The organism is Enterobacter sp. JMULE2 (genome assembly GCF_013337145.1).
Classification (GTDB): domain Bacteria; phylum Pseudomonadota; class Gammaproteobacteria; order Enterobacterales; family Enterobacteriaceae; genus Enterobacter; species Enterobacter mori.
On sequence record NZ_SGWD01000010.1, the window covers coordinates 892,401 to 912,272 of the forward strand.

Below are 19,872 nucleotides of genomic sequence, written 5' to 3' on the forward strand. Positions count from 1 at the left end.
AGGCTTTTGCTTTTATTCGTCGCCTTTCTTATGGTTCAGCCCATACTCACGCAGCTTATTCGCAATCGCGGTATGTGACACCCCAAGCCGCTTGGCCAGCTTGCGTGTGCTTGGATAGCTACGATACAGCTGCGTCAGCACAGAGCGCTCAAAACGACTGGTGATATCGTCGAGCGAGCCTTCCATCGCCTCTTCACCCACCGACACCGTCCCGGCATCGTAATCCGGCAACAGGATATCCTGAGGCCGCAGCTCGTATCCTTCCAGTTGAGTCAACGCGCGATACACGGCGTTCTTCAACTGACGAATATTCCCCGGCCAGCCGTAGCGCGTCAGCACTGTGCCCAGATCGGCAGAAAGCTTCGGACGCGGCACCCCCTGCTCATCCGCAAAACGGGCCACAAACAGCTCCGTCAGCGGGATGATGTCTTGCGGACAATCGCGCAGCGGCGGGATGTTAAGTGTCAGCACGTTCAGACGATAATAGAGATCTTCCCTGAACACCCCTTTTTGCACCAGCTCCACCAGGTTTTTCTGGGTGGCGCAAATGACGCGAACGTCGACGTGGACTTCATGGTCCTCACCCACGCGACGGAAAGTACCGTCGTTCAGGAAGCGCAGCAGCTTAGCCTGCATGCGCGCAGACATCTCGCCGATTTCGTCCAGCAGGACCGAACCGCCGTTGGCCTGTTCGAAGAATCCTTTTTTCCCTTCCGGCGCGTGGCCAAACAGTTCACTTTCAACGGCATCTTCAGGGATCGACGCGCAGTTCAGTGCCAGGTAAGGTTTTGCCGCCCGCGGGCTGGCCATATGTACGGCATGCGCGAGTAAATCTTTCCCGGTTCCCGTATCTCCCGTTATCAGCAAGGGTGCAGTCAAATTGGCAAGCTTACGTGCCTGATCGACCACATGGCGCATTTTCGGGCTGACGGCAATAATCTGGCTGAATGCGCCGACATCCTGGCTGGAAATGTTCTGCAGTTGACGTCCCATCCGGACGGTGGAGCGCAGCATAATCACGGCTCCCGTCAGGACACGACTGTCGTTTTCCCCTTTCAGGTAGACCGGCGTGATCTCCATCAGGAAATTTTGCCCGTTAATAACGACATGTTCGCTATGGGTGTTTTGCGGGTTACTGTCCAGCCAGCGCTGGAAATTAAAGCCGGGGATCAGCTGCGTAGCGTGATGATTGCTGAGTTTCTCCTGACTCTGTGCAAAAAGCTGGCAGCTCGCCAGATTCACGCGCTCAACTTTACTTTTCAAGTCGAGGGACAAGAAAGGTTCAGGCATGGCTTCCAGCAGCGCGCTCAGCGCCAGGTGCTCTCGCTCTGACGGCATCCATGGGATGGTACGGACATCCGTAACGCCAGCGATACGGCGGATTTCCCCCATCAGGCTACTGAAGGTGTTGAATTCAATTTCGGCAAAATTGAGGTAAATTCGCCCGACAGGATCGATCTCAATGCCACGTAAATCAATGCTACGTAAAACAAGAAGATCGAGTAACTCGCGGGTCAGACCGAGACGGTCCTCACAAAAGACTTCCAGACGCATGGGAAATTCACCGTTCTTAGCCATTAACGCTAAAATGATAAGTCAGATCACGGTATTCTGGAAGGTGGCTGTCAACAAATATTGACAGCCAGCACGAATAGTAAGCAAGGCCTTTACGGGGTCGGTTTTTTATTGAGCGTTTCTTTCAGTTGCCCAATGAGCTCACGACGGAAATCGCCCAGACGAGGTTTGTCACCATCGATCCAGGGCAGCGGACGGCATACCTCCATCGCTTTGATACCCAAACGAGCAGTCAGCAAACCGGCACCAATCCCCTGAGCAGCCCGTGCGGACAGACGCGCCGCCAGATCTTGTGACATCCAGTCCATCCCCACTTCACGAACCAGCTCGCTGGCACCGGCAAACGCGATATTCAGCAGCACCAGCTTGAACAGGCGCAGACGGCTGTAATAGCCCAGTTCGATGCCGTACAGATTTGCGATGCGGTTAATCAGACGCAGGTTACGCCAGGCGATAAATGCCATATCCACCAGCGCCAGCGGGCTGACGGCAATCATCAGCGTGGACTCCGCCGCCGAACGGCTGATTTCACGTCGCGCCTGCGCATCCAGCACCGGCTGCACCAGGTGGGAATAAAGCGTCACCACTTCGCGATCGTTCTGAGTCTCATGAATGGCGGCATACCAGCGCTGAAGCGCCGGGTGCGACTTGTCTATACCGGCCTGTGCGGCCAGTTTCTCACAAAAGTCCCGGCCCTTTCCCGTGCCGTGGCTGTGAAGCAGATCCCGGGCGATATCTCGCTCGTGCGCGCGCTGTCGTAAACGCCACAGACGCCGCCACTCGGTAGCAACCGACCCGACACCCGCCCCCACAATCAGCGCACCCGCAGCACATCCACCCAGCGCAACCCAGTCCTGGGTTTGCCAGGCGTTGATCGTCCACTGAACGCCTTGACCCACCACGCTTACGCCAAATAACGCCAGCCCGGCAGTGACCATCTTCCGCCACAGGCTACGTTTCGGGCGTAAGGCCGCTTCAACCACCGCTTCAGCCGGGCCGTCCTCGACGCTGGGTTCTTCAGTCAGCACTGGAGCAAAGTTATCAGCCTGCGCGCCGTTAAAGGTTTGCGCCGTTTTAAACGCCTCCTGATGCTCTTTCTCAAGCGTCCCGGTAAAGTCAATGCGCGGTTTTAACGGTTCCGTCATCGCAATTTATCTCCAATCAAAAATTCCAGAGCCGCATCCAGACGAATGTGCGGTAACGGCCGATCGACGCTCATGGTTTGTGGCCGGAAGGCTTCGAACTGGAAGCCCTGATTCTGCCAAAATGCCTGCCCAGGCAGACGAGCCGGTACCTCCCCCGGATAGACGGTCAATGGTTCACCGTCGCTGAGACGGTTGCCCCGCAGTGCAGGGATCTTTTCGCCATTAACGTCTATCAACCCGCTCTGTGTCGCCTGTACCGAGGCCAGCCCGAGGCAGTCCATACCGATCCCTTCAAACGCAGCGTTCTGCCAGGCATCCTGCACCAGCTGCTGCAGCAGCGAGACTAAATTGGCATGCTGATCGACCGTCACGTGGTCGGCCTTGGTGGCGGCAAAGAGCAGCTTATCGATCACCGGCGAGAACAGACGGCGGAACAGCGTGCGCTGTCCATAATGAAAACTTTGCATCAGTTGCGTCAGCGCAAGGCGCATATCGTTAAACGCCTGCGGTCCGCTGTTGAGCGGCTGAAGGCAGTCCACCAGCACGATCTGGCGGTCGAAACGTAAAAAATGATTTTTGTAGAAACCTTTGACCACTTTTTCGCAGTAGTAATTGTAGCGCTCGCGCAGCATCCCGGCGTTGGTGTGCTTGTCCGCTTGCGCCAGCTTTGATTCCCCGTAGGCATCCACATCCGGCCAGGGGAAGAACTGCAGTGCGGGAGCCCCCGCTAAGTCTCCCGGCAGAACAAAACGACCTGGCTGTATGAAATGCAGCCCTTCCTGTTTGCACTGATGCAGATACGTCGTCCAGGCCTCAGCAATCGTTGCCAGCCGGTTTTCATCCGCAGGGGCCAGGGGATCTAACCCCTCGCACAGCTGTCGCCATTTTGCCGACCACCCGGCACGTTGCCCCTGCAATAATCCCGTCATCTGGCGGGACCACGTCAGATAATCCTGGGCCAGCATCGGCAAATCAAGCAGCCACTCGCCAGGATAATCCACAATTTCCAGATAGAGCGTCGACGTATCCTTGAAGTGGCGCATGAGCGATTCACTGGAGCGAAAACGGAGCGCAAGGCGAATTTCACTCACGCCGCGCGTCGGCGTCGGCCATGTCGGCGGGTCGCCATAAAGCTGTGCCAGCCCTTCATCATAGGTAAAACGAGGAATGCCGAAGTCGCGCTGAGGCACGCGCTTAACGCCCAGCAAACGCTCTTCGCGCACGGCGCTTAGCAGCGGCAGGCGTGCCCCGGCGTGCAGATTCAGCAGTTGGTTCACCATCGCCGTGATGAACGCCGTTTTGCCGCTGCGGCTGAGTCCCGTCACCGCCAGACGCAGATGGCGATCAACACCGCGGTTCACCAGAGAGTTGAGTTCGTTTTTAAGTCGCTTCATCGCCGTCCTTCATTGCGTGGAAACCTGAAATGCATGGCTTCAGAATACAATAAATGGGGGCAGATCGTTGATTATCAATTCTTATTTATTGCTATTGCCGTTTTCTCTCCAGTAAGATGAACGGCATTGCTGTTTGTCTGGAGTGAGAGGTGTATGTCACCCACTATCTATGATATCGCCCGGGTTGCTGGCGTTTCAAAATCAACCGTGTCGCGCGTTCTGAATAAACAAACGAATATTTCTCCTGAAGCGCGTGACAAAGTGTTGAAGGCGATTGACGAATTAAATTATCAGCCCAACAAACTTGCCCGCGCCCTGACCTCTTCTGGCTTCGACGCCATTATGGTAATTTCAACGCGTTCAACCAAAACGACTGCCGGTAACCCTTTCTTCTCTGATGTTCTTCATACCATTACGGCAAAAGCTGAAGAAGAAGGTTTTGACGTTATTTTGCAGACCTCTAAAAGCAGTGAAGACGACCTGCTAAAATGCGTGAGCAAAATAAAGCAGAAAATGATTAAAGGGATCATTATGCTGAGTTCACCGGCTGATGAATCTTTTTTTACTACCCTGGATGCGTACGGCGTACCGGTAGTTGTCATTGGTAAAGTGGAAGGCGATTTTACGAATATTTACTCCGTCGACACGGATAATTTTCATGACAGCGCCACGCTAACAGATAATTTTATTAAAAACGGACGGCATAAAATTGCCTGCCTGCATGCGCCGCTTGATTATCATGTTTCTATCGATCGTCTTTCAGGCTATAAAGCCAGTCTGGAAAAGAATAACATTGCTATTAATCCAGACTGGATCATCGATGGCGGATATACACACGAGAGTGCACTTACTGCGGCCATTCAATTATTGTCCTCGACCACGCCGCCTGACGCGGTATTTGCGACTGACAGCATGAAATTACTTGGCCTTTATCGCGCGGCGGATGAGTTAAACCTGATGATCCCAGAGCAGGTTGTGGTTGCGGGATACAGCGATCCGATGCTGTCCCTCATTCTCACGCCTGCACCTGGAGGCTTTGATATTCCTACCCGCAAGCTGGGCGAAGAGAGTTGCGATCTTCTGTTTAAGCGTATCGCCGGTCATCCTGCGCCACAAAAGGTACTCGTTGATACCCATTTTTCACTTGCAGCCTCCCTACGGTAATACCAGGGGCGGTTAGCCCCTGGTATTGTGTCGATCAAAATGCGTAATTCACGCCAACGCCCGCATAGTGGAAGCGGTCGCTTTCACCTTCATCATGGTTTTCCCACTCATAGGCGTATTCCAGCGTCATGGATAAACCATTGTTGAAATCGTAAGCGTAGAGGAGACCGAGTCGGTTGAAATCGTGTCCTTCACGTTCAGGATCGTCCTGCCAGTCCCAGTTCGACCAGCGATCAAGCCCAAGGCGGGTATAAGGTGTTAGCGTCGTCTGGCCTAACGAAATGGGCAGATACGCACGAATTTCCTGCGTCGAAAACTCGCCGTTATTACGGGAACTGTCCATATTGAAACCGCGCTCTAAATAGTAATTCACTTTAGCCGCGAAGGTTTCGTTGATGGTCCAGGTAAAGCCCGTTTCGGTTTCGACACGACTGTCCGAATATCCGGTCTTTTCCAGGTCATTGGCAAACTGATACATGGCAAACCAGCCGCCAAAACGCCAGTCATCGGTTAATTTAATATCCCAGTCAGGCTGAATTTTATAACGCTGCATATTAGCGCTGCCGTCTTTCGCGCCCTTTTCATCTTTGAAGTGATATCCATAATTACGGAAGCCACCCGTCAGGCCGAGTGTGAAATCATCCGTTCCAATAAAGCGATAGCGTAATTCAAATTCAGGACGATCGAAATAGGTTCCGCGTGTCATGCTGCTGTAATCAACCGGCCCTTCCTGATACATCGCCATCGAAATTGTCCACGCATCCCAGGTGGCGTTAAACCAGACGGAGGGTTCATATAAACCATCTTTATCGTCGCCCTGACCTTCTACGTTTTCAATTTCATACATTGCACCGATATTAAACGCCCAGTGTTTTGCTGTTTCTTCGGCTTGCGCGCAGCTAACCCCTGCGCACAGCACGAGCGCAGCACTTCGTAGTAGAGTACTCATTAAAATATTCCTTTATAATTAACAAACAAAAAAACCGGAAATTTGCATTTCCGGCAAACACCTTTCTTATCTAATAGCTGCTTCAGTATCAGCGTCGAAGAAATGGCACTTATTCATGTCGAACTGAATACCGATAGTATCCCCTGCGGCATAATCATTTGCTGCTCCCGCCCGAACAACCAGTTCATGCCCGCCAACGGTGGCATAAAGCATAAACTCCGCACCCGTCAGCTCGGCTACACTCACTTTCGCGGCAATGTCTTCCCCCTGGCGCTGAAGCGTCAGAATATCTTCCGGTCGGATCCCAAACACCACGGCTTTACGCTGGTAGCCCGCAGCGTTGAGTGCCGCAAGCTTCTCTTCCGGGATTTCCAGACGCAGCGTTTCCGTCACAAAATAACGGTCGTCTACTGCCCCGCGAATGAAGTTCATGGCGGGCGAACCAATAAACCCGGCGACAAACATATTCGCGGGCTCGTTATATACCTGCTTCGGTGCCCCCACCTGCTGAATAAAGCCGTCCTTCAAAATCACGATACGGGTAGCCATCGTCATCGCTTCCGTCTGATCGTGAGTCACGTAAATCATCGTGGTATTGAGTTTCTGGTGCAGCTTGCTGATTTCAGCGCGCATCTGCACGCGAAGCTTGGCGTCGAGGTTAGAGAGCGGTTCGTCCATCAGGAAGACACCGGCTTCACGCACGATCGCCCTGCCTAATGCCACACGCTGCCGCTGGCCGCCGGACAACGCGCCAGGTTTACGCTTGAGATACTCACGTAAACCCAGGATTTGAGCCGCCCAGTTAACGCGCTCTTCGATAACCGCAGGCGCAATTTTTTGCATCTTCAGGCCAAACGCCATGTTGTCGTAGACCGTCATATGGGGATAGAGCGCATAGTTCTGGAAAACCATCGCGATGTCGCGAGACTTGGCGGGGACATCGTTCATGCAGACACCGTCTATCACCAGTTCACCGGCGCTGATTTCTTCCAGTCCGGCGATCATGCGCAGCGTCGTCGATTTACCGCAGCCAGACGGCCCGACGAAGACAATAAACTCCTTGTCCTCAATTTCGAGGTTGAAATCCTTCACCACGTGGACCTGGTTATCGTAGATTTTCTGAATGTGTTTCAGAGACAGTTGAGCCATTATTAATTCCTTATCAATGCCGTCCGGGACGCCCAGAAATCCGTCAGGCATTTCCAGGTCAGTTCCCGCGTTGAATGAAGTTGTAATCCCGCATGGTTCAGGCCAGGTCCAATCCCAACCGACAACATCCCTGCCGCATTGATCGCTTCAACGCCCGCCGCCGCATCTTCGATACCGATGGCCTCTTCAGGGCGGACATTCAACCCCGCGCAGGCAGCGAGGAAGATCTCCGGGTCAGGTTTTGAGCAGGTAATACGAGAAGCATCTGCACAAAAATCAAAAGCCTTATGAATACCCAACGCCTGTAATATGCCGGGGGCGTTGAGGGAAACGGAGGCAAGCCCAATTTTGATTTTCGCCCCGCGAATATCCGCCAGGACTTCGCGGATACCTGGAAGCAGCGAATCTTGCGTCAACGACGCCAGGGACTGGACATAGAGATCGTTTTTCTTCGCGGCAAGCGCGAGGCATTGCTTGTCGTCAAACGCCCCCTCTTTTCCACCGTGTCGCAGGATCCGCTGCAGGGAATCCATGCGGCTAATTCCCTTTAGCTGCTCGTTAAACGCCTCGTCGATGGTGATGCCAATCTCCAGTGCCACGCTACGCCAGGCCAGGAAATGCAGATGTGCGGTATCGGTGATCACGCCATCCAGATCAAATACAACTGCATTAAGCGTCATAGCGCCCCTCCGTGGTAGCGGTCCCAATAATAGGCGCAAGAAAATCCTTACGTGCAAAGATCTGCAGCCCCGAGACGTTAAGGGTTTTACCCCATAGCGTTAGCGTGACAGGTGCAGAGGATTCAACGGTCCACGCATCATGTTCAAAACAGAAACGCATTTGCGCGTTTCGCCACCGCAGCGGGAAGCTCAGTTTTCGCCAGTGGGCAGGCAATTTCGGCGCGAGATGAAGTTCCCCTTCCACAATCTGCACCCCGGCAAAACCCTGAATAACGCCCGACCAGATGGCACCGGTCGCGGCGGCGTGAATACCGTTATCGCTGCTGTGCGGATCGTCACCCAGGTCGATGGCGACACCGTCACGCCACAAGACATATGCCCCTTCAGTGTCGCCGCAACGCGCAGTCACGATCCCGTGAATGGCCTTGCTCAGCGACGAGTCATGGATGGTGCGTGGCTCGTAGAAAGCCAGGTTGGCAGCACACTGTTGCGGTGTAAACCTTTCCGGCAGCAGGTAGTTGAGCATCACCACATCGGCCTGTTTGAGGATCTGCATCTCATTCACTTCAGCGCGAGAGTAATCAAGCAGAATAGTTTGTTTACCCGCTTTTGCTTTATAGCGACTCAGATCGATAGCCGGTTTCGTCATGAAGGTGTCATCCTGAGGAAGGACACCTTCGGCATTCGCCTCCGGGAGCCATAAACGCGTCAGAAAACGGGTGGCATTTGCCAGGAAAACGGCATCGTCACGACCAAACATCGACATAAACTGGCGGGCACAGGCGACGTTATGCCAGGCCAGATAGTTGGTGTAAGCGTTGTTGTTAACGTGTTCGGTGTATTCATCCGGCCCGATCACATCATGGATTTCCAGACGACCGTTGGCTTCGACGGCACGTCCCATCCAGAACGTCGCCGTCTCCGTCAGTAACGTCAAACCTTCATTGCGCATAAAAGCGTCATCCCGTGTCGCCTGCCAGTAAGCGACAACGGCCCACGCGATATCCGCCACAATGTGGTGTTCGGCCAGTGCAGAGGCCACTTTCTGACGTGTGCCCGTACGAATGTTGATTGCCGCAAATTCCGGCGTCTCTTCCTGACCGCTCGCGGCGCTTTCCCACGGGAACAATGCGCCAGGCCAACCGTGACGACGCGCCTTTTCGCGTGCGCCGGAGAGGTTAAGCCAGCGATAGCGCAGCAGGTTGCGGGCAATCTGTGGACGGGAGAACAGATGGAAAGGCAGGAGGAAAATTTCGGTATCCCAGAAGATGTGACCTTTGTACCCTTCCCCGGTCAAGCCTTTGGCGGCGATACTGCTTCGCTCGTCATGCGCTGGCGTCATGGTTGTCAGATGCCAGACAGCATAATCAAGCGCCATCTGATCCTGTTTGTCCGTGGATGTCACGTCAACCCGCGCGTCACGCCAGACGTTCTCCCAGGCACGCGCGGAGTTCTCCAGCAGCGATGCGTAACCTTTTGCCGCACACACTTTGAGATCGGCCAGCGCATTGCGCGCATAAGTTTCCTGCGAGAGCGTTTTGTCCTTGCGGTGAGTGATCCACACCAGTTTTTCAAGTGTGACAGTGTCACCGGCAGGAAGCGTCAGCGAATGATGTGCCATTACGCGACGATTTTTCGCGCTAAAGCAGCTATCGCTGCTGTCCGACGACAGACGGCAGCTTGTAGAGATTACCACCTCTGCAGCGCGATCCTGGGTTTCATAGACACCCTGCAGGTAATGCTGGTCAAAGACTCTGACAGAAACTTCATCCAGATGCTGTCTGCCGCTGTTGGTTTGGGTCGCATCAATACCTGTTTTCAACACCACCTGGGATGCAGCATCCAGCGGCGTGATCGACAGTTGCATTGCCGCCAAAGGTAGTTGATCGAGTGACACAAAGCGACGGCTATCCAGACGATAGCGATTCCCATCGGGCGCGCGCCAGAGAACCGTGCGACGCAGTTCGCCGTTGGCAAAATCCAGCTCGCGCTGCCAGCTCAGGATATCCCCTGACAGGAGGGTAAAATTCACACCGTCCAGTTCAACCTCGATGCCTGTAATATCCGGCAGGTTGATCAGTTCATTGGTCTCGTTCCGACCTGCGCGATGATACAGCCCCGCCAGATACATTCCTCTGGTTTGCTGGGTATAGTCTTCCTCATGCGCAGCGCGAATGCCCATATAGCCATTGCCGCAGGCCATAACAGAAGCGAATTTGTTCAGGCTGTGTGGACAAAAGCCCGGGTCGGTTAATACAGACACGTTCAGCATAACGTCACGCTTTCCCCTGTTTCTGCTGATTCATAAAGCGCGGCAACAAGCTGCTGGATAACCAGCCCCTGCTCCGCATCAGCAATCATGACCGGCTCTCCCTGCACGTGACGAACAAAGGCGTCCATACTGCGCAAATGCCGTTGGTCATCAGCGTCTTCACGCTGCGTGAGGGTCTGTAATACCCCGGCCTCGTCAGTGTAAATATGTGCCGGGAACAGCGTTGCCCCGGCCTTTTCACCGCAGAATGAGACATTCATGATCGACTGCTCGCGAATATTCAGGGCAAACGAGGTATCCAGACGCAGGATGCCCCCGTTGCAGAATTCAATCGTGCCGAACAGCGCATCTTCGACCGTAAACTGAGCCGGATCCCACTCACCAAACTGGCCACTGTTTTTCCTGTTTCCCAGTCGCTGGAAGCTGTGCGCCGTGACCCGTTTTACCGCTGGGAACCCCAGGACATACATGGCGGCATCCAGCATATGAATGCCGATATCGATCAACGGTCCGCCGCCCTGCAACGATTTGTTCGTAAAGACGCCCCAGCCCGGCACGCCACATCGACGCAGCGCCTGCGCCGTCGTGAAGTAGATCTCGCCCAGGACGCCATTCAACACGGCCTCACGCAGCAATTGCGTATCGCGTGCAAACCGGTGGTGAAAATCATACGCCAGCACTTTTCCCGCCTTACGGGCAGCGGTACGCATCTGTTCGGCCTGCTGTGGCGTCATGGCGGGCGGCTTTTCACACATGACATGGCATCCGGCGTCGAGCGCCGCCATAACATGTTCAAAGTGAAACCGGTTAGGCGAACAAACGCTCACCACATCCGGTCTGACCGTCTCCAGCATGGTTCGCGTGTCCTGCCATGAAGACGGGATCCCATGACGTTCCGCAAACGCCTGTGCCTGTTCAGGGCGGCTGTCCATGACAGCCACCATCTGAATATCACTGCGCGTGGCGTAATACGAGGCATGAACTTTGTCCGCGACCTGTCCGGCACCAATGATGGCGACGCGCAGAGGCGAAGGTGTTGAAGCACTCATCACGCATGTCATCCTTAGCATTCACGCAAATAGGTGAGCGAATCCTGATAAGCCTGCGCAGGATTGTCAGCACGAACACGACACTCATACACCACGTAACCCTGATAATTGTCAGCACGCAGCCGATCGAACAGGCTGGCAAAATCGAGGCTGCCGCTGCCCGGCTGGTAGCGGTGGTTATCTGCAATGTGCACATGACCCAGCAGATCGCGGTTGTGGTGCAGCGCATCCGTTAGCGAATCTTCTTCAATGTTCATATGATAGAAATCACCGATGATCTGCACGTGTTTGAGCGCATTCTCTTCGATGTAACGACGCGCATCCGCCAGGGTGTTGATCATATGGTCCTGATAGCGGTTCAGCGGCTCCAGGTATACCGTCGTCCCGGTGCGTGCTGCCACTTCATCCAGCCAGCGCAGGGAGGCGCTGACTGCTTTGCGGTCACCGTCCAGGCTGCGTGGAGAGGTCATTGGCGGCAGACGGAAGGTAAACATCCCCCAGGCCGCAGGGACGATAATCCCCTTGCCGCCCACCTCTGCCAACGCTTCCAGAATACGTTCAATCTGCTGTAGTCCGTTCAGACGGCGCTCTTCGATGAAATCACCGAGCCAGCAATCGTATCCGCCGCACGCGGTTGTTACCGGCAGGCCGGTAGCTTTGATAGCGGCTTTTACTTCATCGAGGTTTTCCACCAGCAGGCGGCCATCAATTTCGTAGCCATCAAAACCCATCGCTTTGATGTACTCGAATTTTTCCATGATGTTGGTCGGGAAAAAGGCCTGGTTTTGTGTTGCGATTTTCATGATTTGCTGTCCTTAGCTTAAAAAGTGACGCCCATTTTGATGCTCAGTTCAGGGTGCTGATCGACATATTTCATGTAGCTCTCAGCGCTGGTGGTAAAGGTGACAACCGGGTCGATCAGATCCTCGCAATTGAGATAACCGTTCATCAGCAATTCCCAGCAGGTCTCTTCAATACGCTTGCGGCTCCAGCGCGGGTAATCCGGGTTCGGTTCACTGCAGGCGCGGGAGAAAACAATTTTCGCGTTGTTGAAATGCGCTTCGCGACCGAGGTTGAATCCTGCCGCAAACGGCTTGGCGAACGCCACGTAGGAGAGGGTTCCGCCGTAAGCGAGACCGCGCAGTGCAGATTGCAGCGCATCGGCAAAGCCACTGGTTTCGATAATCACATCCGCGCCCTGCTTACCGGTCAGCTTTTTGATTTCAAGACCGACATCAGTACCGATTGGGTTCAGGCAGTGGTCTGCGCCATGACGGCGAGCAATCTCACAGCGATGTTCGATAGGATCGACACCGATGACCACTGACGCGCCAGCTTTCTTCGCCAGCTGAATCGCGATCTGACCAATCGCCCCCAGCCCGACAACAACCACAAAATCACCTACACGGACATTGGCATCACGCACGCCACTCATGGCGAATTGCGCCGGATCGTAGCAAACGGCATTTTTCCAGGACGACCCCTGCGGCATTTTGCGCAGCTTGTAGTTGTTCACCGCGTTAACGATCACCGTCTCCTGCAGCGGACCGTAGCAGCAGACGCGATCGCCGATCTGGTATTCCGTCACGTCAGCCCCGCATTCGATAATGTCGCCGACGATCATGTTCCCCAGCTGGAATTTACCGAACTCAATACCGCGAGCCGCGCCCTCTTCACGTGGCGTGAACATCTGCCACTCGGCGTTGAACTCTTCATCGATAAACGGGCTTGCCGCGCGGAAATCCACCACTTCAGTGCCGTGTTTCGGCGCGCCAAAGCGGGCACGAATTTTCACTTCGTGAACGGCAACAGGACGATCTTCATATTCCACCAGCGCCGCCACGCGGGGCGCTGTCGCAACTAACTTTTTCATGACTGACTCCTTGTTAAAATTGGCCGCCTCAGCCCTTCACGCCACCGGCGGTCAAACCACTTTTAATAAAACGTTCAGACAGCGCGTACATGATGACCACAGGCAGTGCCGTCACCAGCGATGCCGCCATCATGCGACCCCAGATGTAATCTGGCGTGCTAAACAGGGTGTTGAGTCCTACCGGCAGGGTGAAATTGCTGGCGCTGGACAGGAAAATGGAGGCAAACAGATAGTCGTTCCATGCCACCATGAAGCAGTAGACAAACACCGACACCAGACCGGAAATCGCCAGCGGCACGGTGATGCGGAAGATGATTTGCAGACGGTTAAGACCGTCCATCATCGCGGCTTCTTCTATTTCGTCCGGAATGGTGTCGAAGTAGCTGCGCAGCATGAATACCGCGGTCGGCAACGTCTGGGTCACCATGGTGATAATCAGCGCCAGTTCGGTATCGTAGATCCCGAGCGCGGTGATGATTTTGAACAGCGGCACCACCAATAAAATCCCGGAGAACATGTAGACGGTGTAAAAACTCGCATTGATCGTCGTGCGTCCTTTAAAACGCAGTTTGGACAAGGCGTAAGCACCCAATGTACCGAGAAACACCGCAATCACTGATGAAGTCAGCGAGACCACCATGCTGTTGCGGAAGTAATCCACAAACGGGAAAATCAGTGGGTTAAAGATGTCGACGTAATGCTGCAACGTCCACTCCTGCGGCAGAATCGTCGGATGCAGTGAGATCGCCTCTTTGGCGCTTTTAAACGACGTCATCAGCATAACGAAGAACGGGAACAGCGTGATGATGAGGAACACCGCCAGCCCCAGATAAAAACCGATACGGCCCAGCACGCGTTTATTTGTTGCCATTGAGGTTTACCCTTTTTCTGGTCAGCAGAATGACGGCGAAGATGATCACGAACAGCACCACGGAGATAGCGGCGGCTTTACCCAGATCGTTGAAGGCAAAGGCCGTTTTATAGAGATAGACGCCCAAAATATCGACCTTCGTTGTCAGCAGATAGACATCCGCAAACATGTAGAACATCCAGATGGTTCGCAGCGTAACCACCGTTGCCAGAACCGGCATGATCGCGGGCAATGTGACAATGCGAAAACGCTGCCAGGCATTCGCGCCATCCATTTCAGCCGCTTCATATAACGACTTATCAATGGTCTGCAAAATGGCCAGAAACGAGATGAACGCATAGGGGAAATAGCGCCAGATGGCAAACAGCACCACCAGCACAAAACTGCTGCCGGGGTTGTCAAACCACAGCGGTGCCTGGTCATACAGATGCAGCAGGTCAACGCCCAGATAGTTCACAATGCCGTAGCCGTTGTTGAACATGTACTTCCAGGCAAACACCAGCGAAATTGACGGCGTAACGTAGGATAAAATCACCAGTGAACGGGCCGTTTTGCGCAGGCGAAATTCACGGTTAAAGAAGATGGCGACGGCCAGCCCAAGGCCCGTACTGCCCAAAACGACCAGCGCGGTGTACCAGAACGTCATCCACAGCGAGTGCCAGAACGCAGCATCGCTCAGAATACGGATGTAGTTATCCAGCCCAACAAACACGGCATCGATGCGCGGGTTGAGCGGCAAGCGTAAGAAACTGATTTCAATGTTGGAAATCATCGGCCAGGCCACCAGGCCCCCCAGCAAAATCAGGCTGGGGGCCAACAGCAGCATGGCGAAAGGCATATCTGAACGACCAGAAAACAACGTCTTCATAATTCCCTTCGCAAAGCGCTCCTATCGTTGTGAAATCAGGTCAGTCAGTCGCTTCTGGCTGTTGCTTAACGTTGCACTGAGATCTTGTTGACCTACCGTGACGTTATGCACCATAGAACTGATAATGCCGGAACCCGTGACATCGCCCATGCGGGTGAAGTTTTTGTCACCCACGGCACCAAACACCTGCACGTTCGGGAATTGGGCGATCAGCTCGTAAGGCAGTTGCCCAAACGCTTTAATCACATCGTTGTTTTTCCAGGTTTCCGTGCCCACAACCCGTTTGTTCACGGGCAACGCTGCACCAGGCGACATCATGACCCAGTCTGTTGCGTTCTGAGCCTGCTCCATCCAGGTGACAAATTTCTCTGCCGCTTTGGTTTCCTCTTCGGTTTGGCCTGTGGTGATCGTCAGTGATGTGATCATGCCGTAGACCGCAGAGGATTTTTCAGTCGGGACCACAAAGCCCAGGTTCGCGGGATTGCCGTCTTTGAAGACCGCCGGCAGGATGTAGGTGGAGTAAACGGCCATCGGCGCGGAGCCGTTCATAAAGGCGTCTTTGATCTCCATGACATCGTTTGATCCAGGCATGGTGGTTGCCGCCAGCGCTTTATAAAAGGCCAGCGCTTTCGTCATCTCTGGCGTATCAATCTCCACGTCACCTTTCGCATCAAAGACGTTTGCGCCTCCCGAAAGGGCGAACTGGGAGAATGCCTGTTCCGTCATCACACTTTCTGCCGTTGGCAACGCAATGCCGTAGTGTTTCTTGCCCGGATCGTTGAGTTTCTGACTGGCTTGCAGCAACTGCTCCCAGTTATGCGGCTCTTCAATGTCCGCAGCCGCCAGGATGTCTTTGTGGTACCAGACGCCGGACAGCCAGGCACTGACAGGAACGCCGGTCCACGCCGTGCCGTCTTCAGTACGAACCACGCGAAGAATGCCGTCGTAGAAGGTGTCTTCACCTACGGCTTTAATCGCTTCACCGATCGCGTCCCGATCCAGCAACTGCTCTTTGTCCATCACCTTTGCGTAGTCATGGCTGACTTCGATCACTTCCGGCAATGCGCCGGTACGGGCCAGAGTGATGACCTTGGTGTTGTAGGCATCCTCTTCCACCGGTACCTGTTTCACCGTGATGGTTGGGTTTTCCTTCTCGAATTTCTCAATCAGTTTCGTAATGACGGCCTGACGTTCCTGCTCCACCGACGAATGCATAAATTCAATGGTGACGTTCGATGGCTTGTCGTCCTTACATCCTGATATCAAGGCGCACGAAGCCAGTGCTGACATCAGCACAATTTTGGTCATCTTCATTTTTGAGGTCCTTTTTAGTTTTCTTTAATCCACATCACCTGCCATGGATTAAGGGTCAGAGTCGTACCGCTAATATTCTGTTTCGTAATCAGCTCCGTACCGGATATCCCTTCAGAATTCACGGTCTGAATATGTTGGCTAAAGTTAAAAAATGCCGTTATTCGCTCACCCTTTTCTGCCACGCGAATAATTTTAAGAATATGTTTTCCGGATGTTTCGAAAAATGCGTGACTATCCGGATGGAAAACCTGTTCCGTTCTGCGTATCGCAATCAACTCGCTTAACTGTTTAAATATTTTATGGCGAATGCCTGTTGTGTTTGAAAGTTTTGAATCAATCTCACCGGCAATGTATTTTTTGCGATTGATTGCGCGGTTATATCCAAGTCGCTCAACGCCTTCATAATCATTACGTGAGCCCAGCACACTTTGAATATAAATGGCAGGCACGCCAGGGAAACTCAATAAGACCGCATGCGCCAGAATAAATCGTGCAATACGTTCGTTATCAGCTGCATTTTTTGGGCTTAATGCGTCCAGATAGGTAACATTAATTTCATAGGGACTTCGCGTTCCGTCAGGGTTATTTTTCCAGTTAACCAGAGCCCCTTCCTCCTGAAGTTTTTCCACCAGCGAAAGGATGTCGGACTCAGGTAAAATCCCGCGTAACGGATTCAGGCCGATACCATCATGCGAAGCTAAAAAGTTGAACCAGGTGGTTTTCGTGGAAGGGAGTTCCAGCGATGAGGCCCACTGGCTCAGGGTGCGGACATCCTGACGATGGATGGCATGCAACACCAGCGGCGGTAAAGAGAACTGATACACCATCTGCGCTTCATTTTCGCCGTTGCCGAAATAAGAGATGTTGTCTTTATGCGGAACGTTTGTTTCGGTGATGATGACCGTTCCCGGTGCCACAGCCTCGGTAATCGCGCGGAATAGCTGGATGAGCTGGTGGGTTTGTTCCAGATGGATGCAATGTGTTCCGGGGATTTTCCACATAAAACCCACGGCATCGAGACGGATGTAATTCGCCCCTTCCATCAGGTAATGAAGCAGTACATCCACCATGGCAATTAACACGTCCGGCGAAGCAAAGTTCAGATCGATCTGGTCTTCGCTAAAGGTGGTCCACAGGTGGCGGACGCTGCCGTCATGAAGCGTAAAAGGCGTCAGAAGCGGTAACGCTCGCGGGCGCGTCACGGCGGATAAGTCTGTTTTCGGATCGACGGAGATAAAGAAATCTTCATAGCCAGGCGTTTGCTGTAAATAGTTTGCAAACCATTGGCTTTTTGCCGACATATGATTGCATACGTAATCAAACATCAGGCTGGCGGACTGTTTTAATTCAGCAATATCACTCCAGGTTCCGGTTTCTGGTGCCACTTCATGATAATCGATAACAGAAAAACCATCGTCAGAGGACCACGGATAAAAAGGCAGAAGATGGACATGAGAAAAGGAATGAGAAAGCCACTTATTATAAAAACGGGTAAACACCGGCAGCGCGTTCTCCCCTGCTGCCGAAAACTGATCGGCATAGGTAATGAGGACGACATCTTTTTCATCCCAGCCGGATTTACGTTTTTCCGTAATAAGAGAAGCGGCATTACCGATTTTTTCCAATAACACCTTGCGATGTCTATCAGTAAAGGTTTCCCCGTAAATAAGATCAATGAGTTTATTAATTTTCGCGTTCACTTTGTTTTCCATGGTAGCGGTCCCACGGATCGCAATCTACTCCCATGGAAAATATCTGTCAACGGACCAGGAAGCATAAAATGGCCCTGACAAAGCAGCGCAGAGCAGTAATGTGAGCTACAGCAAAGAAAGAATAAAAAGACAGAGATGCCAGGCAGAAACGCCGCTAGCCCTTCTCTCGGGTGAGAAAGGGCTAACGCAATCAGGAAGGGTCAGGAAAAGTATCGACGAGAAACGCGTTTTGCCAGTTTCTGCAGCATCGGTTCCAGCGCCACGGCAAGCAGCATTCTGACCGGTTTACGGGCAACAGATTTTATCGCCCAGCCCGCCACACCGGCCGGACCGTAACGCAACGCTGTCAGCAGGACCAGTTTACCTGCGATTTTCAGGCCGGGTTTTACCTTCTGACCGGCCTGTTGCCAGTTTTGTTTCATTAATGTTCTCTCTTAAAGCTGACGAAAACGGCTTCTCAGCGTAAAGGTATCAGAGGTGATATAGCGTTCCATTTCCCGCAGCCGCTTCTCCCCTTCAGCCAGTTGATCATCAACGGCGTTGAGCAGATCGCTGCTGGTCGGTGCGCCTTCCGCCGCCAGTTCACCGTCAGGCATGGGATCGAGCACAAACGACAGCACGATATAGGCCACCAGAGTAATAAAAGCCAGACCAAAGAAAATGGATAATACCGTCACCACACGCACCAGTTTCACCGGTACATCGAGATAATGGGCCAATCCAGCACAAACGCCGCGTACCATGCCCTGCTGCGGGATGCGCCACAATTTTTTGTTCAGGTTCAGTCCAGACATTAACGCTCCCTCCAGTTCGGATGTTCTGCATCCAGGATAGCTTCCAGCGCCTGAATGCGATCGCGCATCTTATTCGCCTGATCGGTAAGCTGCACAAGACGTTGTTGCTCACTCTGAGAAAGCTCTCCACGCGAAGAGCGGTTACTGTAGTGCAGCCATAACCAAATCGGCAGAACGAACAGCACGAAAATGGTCAGGGGAATTGCCAGAAAAAGCGCGCTCATGTGTACTCCTTGTTTTATGATGCGGCACGCTCAGGTGCCGCACGAATTATTACTGGTTGTCTTGCTTCATTTTGGCTTTCAACGCCGCCAGCTGCTCGCTGATTTCGTCGTCGGCTTTCAAATCGGCAAACTGCTGATCCAGCGTTTTCTGCTTACCGATACTGTGACTTTCCGCTTCCGCTTCCATGTGGTCGATACGGCGTTCGAAAGATTCGAAACGGGCCATCGCTTCGTCCAGCTTACCGCTGTCCAGCTGACGGCGAACGTCACGGGAAGAGCTTGCCGCCTGGTGGCGAAGCGTCAGCGCCTGTTGACGCGCTCGGGTTTCGCTGAGTTTATTCTCAAGCTCGCCGATCTCTTTCTTCATACGAGAGAGCGTGTCATCAACCAGCGTCACTTCGTGTTCGAGCGCGGTGACAACATCTGACAACTTCTGTTTTTCAATCAGCGCGGCACGAGCGAGGTCTTCTTTATCTTTACGTAACGCCAGTTCGGCTTTTTCCTGCCATTCGTTGAGCTGGGTGGTCGCCTGCTCAATGCGACGCGTGAGCTGCTTTTTCTCAGCCAGCGCACGAGCGGAGGTGGAACGCACTTCAACCAGCGTGTCTTCCATTTCCTGAATCATCAGGCGCACCAGCTTCTGCGGATCTTCCGCTTTCTCAAGCAGTGAGTTGATGTTGGCGTTCACGATGTCGGCAAAACGAGAAAAAATACCCATAATCAAATCCTCATATTTGTGTTATCGGGCGATGCCCTGCTACAGAGATAATACAAATCCCATGCCAACTTTTTATCTCATTGATATTATTAGATTTGATTGATATTTACACATTATGGCA

19 protein-coding genes are annotated in these 19,872 nt (G+C 53.2%); 1 reads left to right on the top strand and 18 read right to left on the bottom strand.

Annotation, left to right across the window (positions count from 1 at the left end; translation table 11 throughout):
- Positions 1–12 precede the first annotated feature (12 nt).
- The 3 genes from tyrR to EXW94_RS05110 form a co-directional block, all read right to left on the bottom strand.
- On the bottom strand, positions 13–1,554 hold the full coding sequence (gene tyrR, locus EXW94_RS05100) for a transcriptional regulator TyrR (RefSeq protein ID WP_174339659.1): 1,542 nt from the start codon (positions 1,552–1,554) through the stop codon (positions 13–15).
- Positions 1,555–1,667: 113 nt separating this feature from the next.
- Entirely contained in the window at positions 1,668–2,720 is a 1,053-nt protein-coding gene (locus EXW94_RS05105) for a YcjF family protein (protein ID WP_100166171.1), read from the bottom strand.
- Entirely contained in the window at positions 2,717–4,114 is a 1,398-nt protein-coding gene (locus EXW94_RS05110) for a YcjX family protein (RefSeq protein ID WP_174339660.1), read from the bottom strand. The genes EXW94_RS05105 and EXW94_RS05110 overlap by 4 nt, the downstream gene beginning before the upstream one ends.
- Positions 4,115–4,267: 153 nt before the next feature.
- On the opposite strand from EXW94_RS05110, the gene EXW94_RS05115 reads away from it, so the two are divergent.
- The gene (locus tag EXW94_RS05115; RefSeq protein WP_174339661.1) at positions 4,268–5,278 is read left to right on the top strand and encodes a LacI family DNA-binding transcriptional regulator; all 1,011 of its coding nucleotides are present in this window, start codon (positions 4,268–4,270) and stop codon (positions 5,276–5,278) included.
- A gap of 34 nt (positions 5,279–5,312) precedes the next feature.
- Here EXW94_RS05115 and EXW94_RS05120 read toward each other — a convergent pair whose 3' ends face one another.
- From EXW94_RS05120 to pspA, 15 genes are all read right to left on the bottom strand, one after another.
- Positions 5,313–6,227, bottom strand: coding sequence for an OmpG family monomeric porin (locus tag EXW94_RS05120; RefSeq protein WP_120158280.1), 915 nt, complete (start codon positions 6,225–6,227; stop codon positions 5,313–5,315).
- Positions 6,228–6,293: 66 nt separating this feature from the next.
- Complete coding sequence (locus EXW94_RS05125) at positions 6,294–7,376, bottom strand: ABC transporter ATP-binding protein (RefSeq protein ID WP_174339662.1); 1,083 nt, start codon at positions 7,374–7,376, stop codon at positions 6,294–6,296.
- Between the two features lie 2 nt (positions 7,377–7,378).
- On the bottom strand, positions 7,379–8,056 hold the full coding sequence (gene pgmB, locus EXW94_RS05130; RefSeq protein WP_126816222.1) for a beta-phosphoglucomutase: 678 nt from the start codon (positions 8,054–8,056) through the stop codon (positions 7,379–7,381).
- Positions 8,046–10,328 carry a glycoside hydrolase family 65 protein gene (locus tag EXW94_RS05135; RefSeq protein WP_174339663.1) on the bottom strand — a complete coding sequence of 761 codons (2,283 nt, stop codon included), beginning with the start codon at positions 10,326–10,328 and terminating at the stop codon, positions 8,046–8,048. Before EXW94_RS05135 ends, pgmB begins: the two co-directional genes overlap by 11 nt.
- Positions 10,322–11,380, bottom strand: coding sequence for a Gfo/Idh/MocA family protein (locus tag EXW94_RS05140; protein ID WP_108417833.1), 1,059 nt, complete (start codon positions 11,378–11,380; stop codon positions 10,322–10,324). The genes EXW94_RS05135 and EXW94_RS05140 overlap by 7 nt, the downstream gene beginning before the upstream one ends.
- 11 nt (positions 11,381–11,391) lie before the next feature.
- Complete coding sequence (locus EXW94_RS05145; protein WP_174339664.1) at positions 11,392–12,180, bottom strand: sugar phosphate isomerase/epimerase; 789 nt, start codon at positions 12,178–12,180, stop codon at positions 11,392–11,394.
- A gap of 17 nt (positions 12,181–12,197) precedes the next feature.
- The gene (locus EXW94_RS05150) at positions 12,198–13,250 is read right to left on the bottom strand and encodes a zinc-binding alcohol dehydrogenase (RefSeq protein ID WP_120158285.1); all 1,053 of its coding nucleotides are present in this window, start codon (positions 13,248–13,250) and stop codon (positions 12,198–12,200) included.
- Between the two features lie 28 nt (positions 13,251–13,278).
- Positions 13,279–14,121 carry a carbohydrate ABC transporter permease gene (locus EXW94_RS05155; protein ID WP_120158286.1) on the bottom strand — a complete coding sequence of 281 codons (843 nt, stop codon included), beginning with the start codon at positions 14,119–14,121 and terminating at the stop codon, positions 13,279–13,281.
- Positions 14,108–14,989, bottom strand: a complete 882-nt coding sequence (locus EXW94_RS05160) for a carbohydrate ABC transporter permease (RefSeq protein WP_100166161.1) — start codon at positions 14,987–14,989, stop codon at positions 14,108–14,110. Before EXW94_RS05160 ends, EXW94_RS05155 begins: the two co-directional genes overlap by 14 nt.
- A gap of 21 nt (positions 14,990–15,010) precedes the next feature.
- On the bottom strand, positions 15,011–16,303 hold the full coding sequence (locus EXW94_RS05165; RefSeq protein WP_174339665.1) for an ABC transporter substrate-binding protein: 1,293 nt from the start codon (positions 16,301–16,303) through the stop codon (positions 15,011–15,013).
- Between the two features lie 14 nt (positions 16,304–16,317).
- The gene (locus EXW94_RS05170) at positions 16,318–18,015 is read right to left on the bottom strand and encodes a sugar phosphorylase (RefSeq protein ID WP_174339666.1); all 1,698 of its coding nucleotides are present in this window, start codon (positions 18,013–18,015) and stop codon (positions 16,318–16,320) included.
- Positions 18,016–18,215: 200 nt separating this feature from the next.
- Positions 18,216–18,437, bottom strand: a complete 222-nt coding sequence (pspD, locus tag EXW94_RS05175) for a phage shock protein PspD (RefSeq protein WP_010431696.1) — start codon at positions 18,435–18,437, stop codon at positions 18,216–18,218.
- 12 nt (positions 18,438–18,449) lie between these two features.
- Entirely contained in the window at positions 18,450–18,809 is a 360-nt protein-coding gene (gene pspC, locus EXW94_RS05180) for an envelope stress response membrane protein PspC (protein WP_089600645.1), read from the bottom strand.
- Complete coding sequence (gene pspB / locus EXW94_RS05185) at positions 18,809–19,033, bottom strand: envelope stress response membrane protein PspB (protein WP_010431698.1); 225 nt, start codon at positions 19,031–19,033, stop codon at positions 18,809–18,811. Before pspB ends, pspC begins: the two co-directional genes overlap by 1 nt.
- A gap of 49 nt (positions 19,034–19,082) precedes the next feature.
- Positions 19,083–19,751: a phage shock protein PspA gene (gene pspA / locus EXW94_RS05190; RefSeq protein ID WP_010431699.1), complete on the bottom strand. Its 669-nt coding sequence runs from the start codon at positions 19,749–19,751 to the stop codon at positions 19,083–19,085.
- Positions 19,752–19,872: the final 121 nt, after the last annotated feature.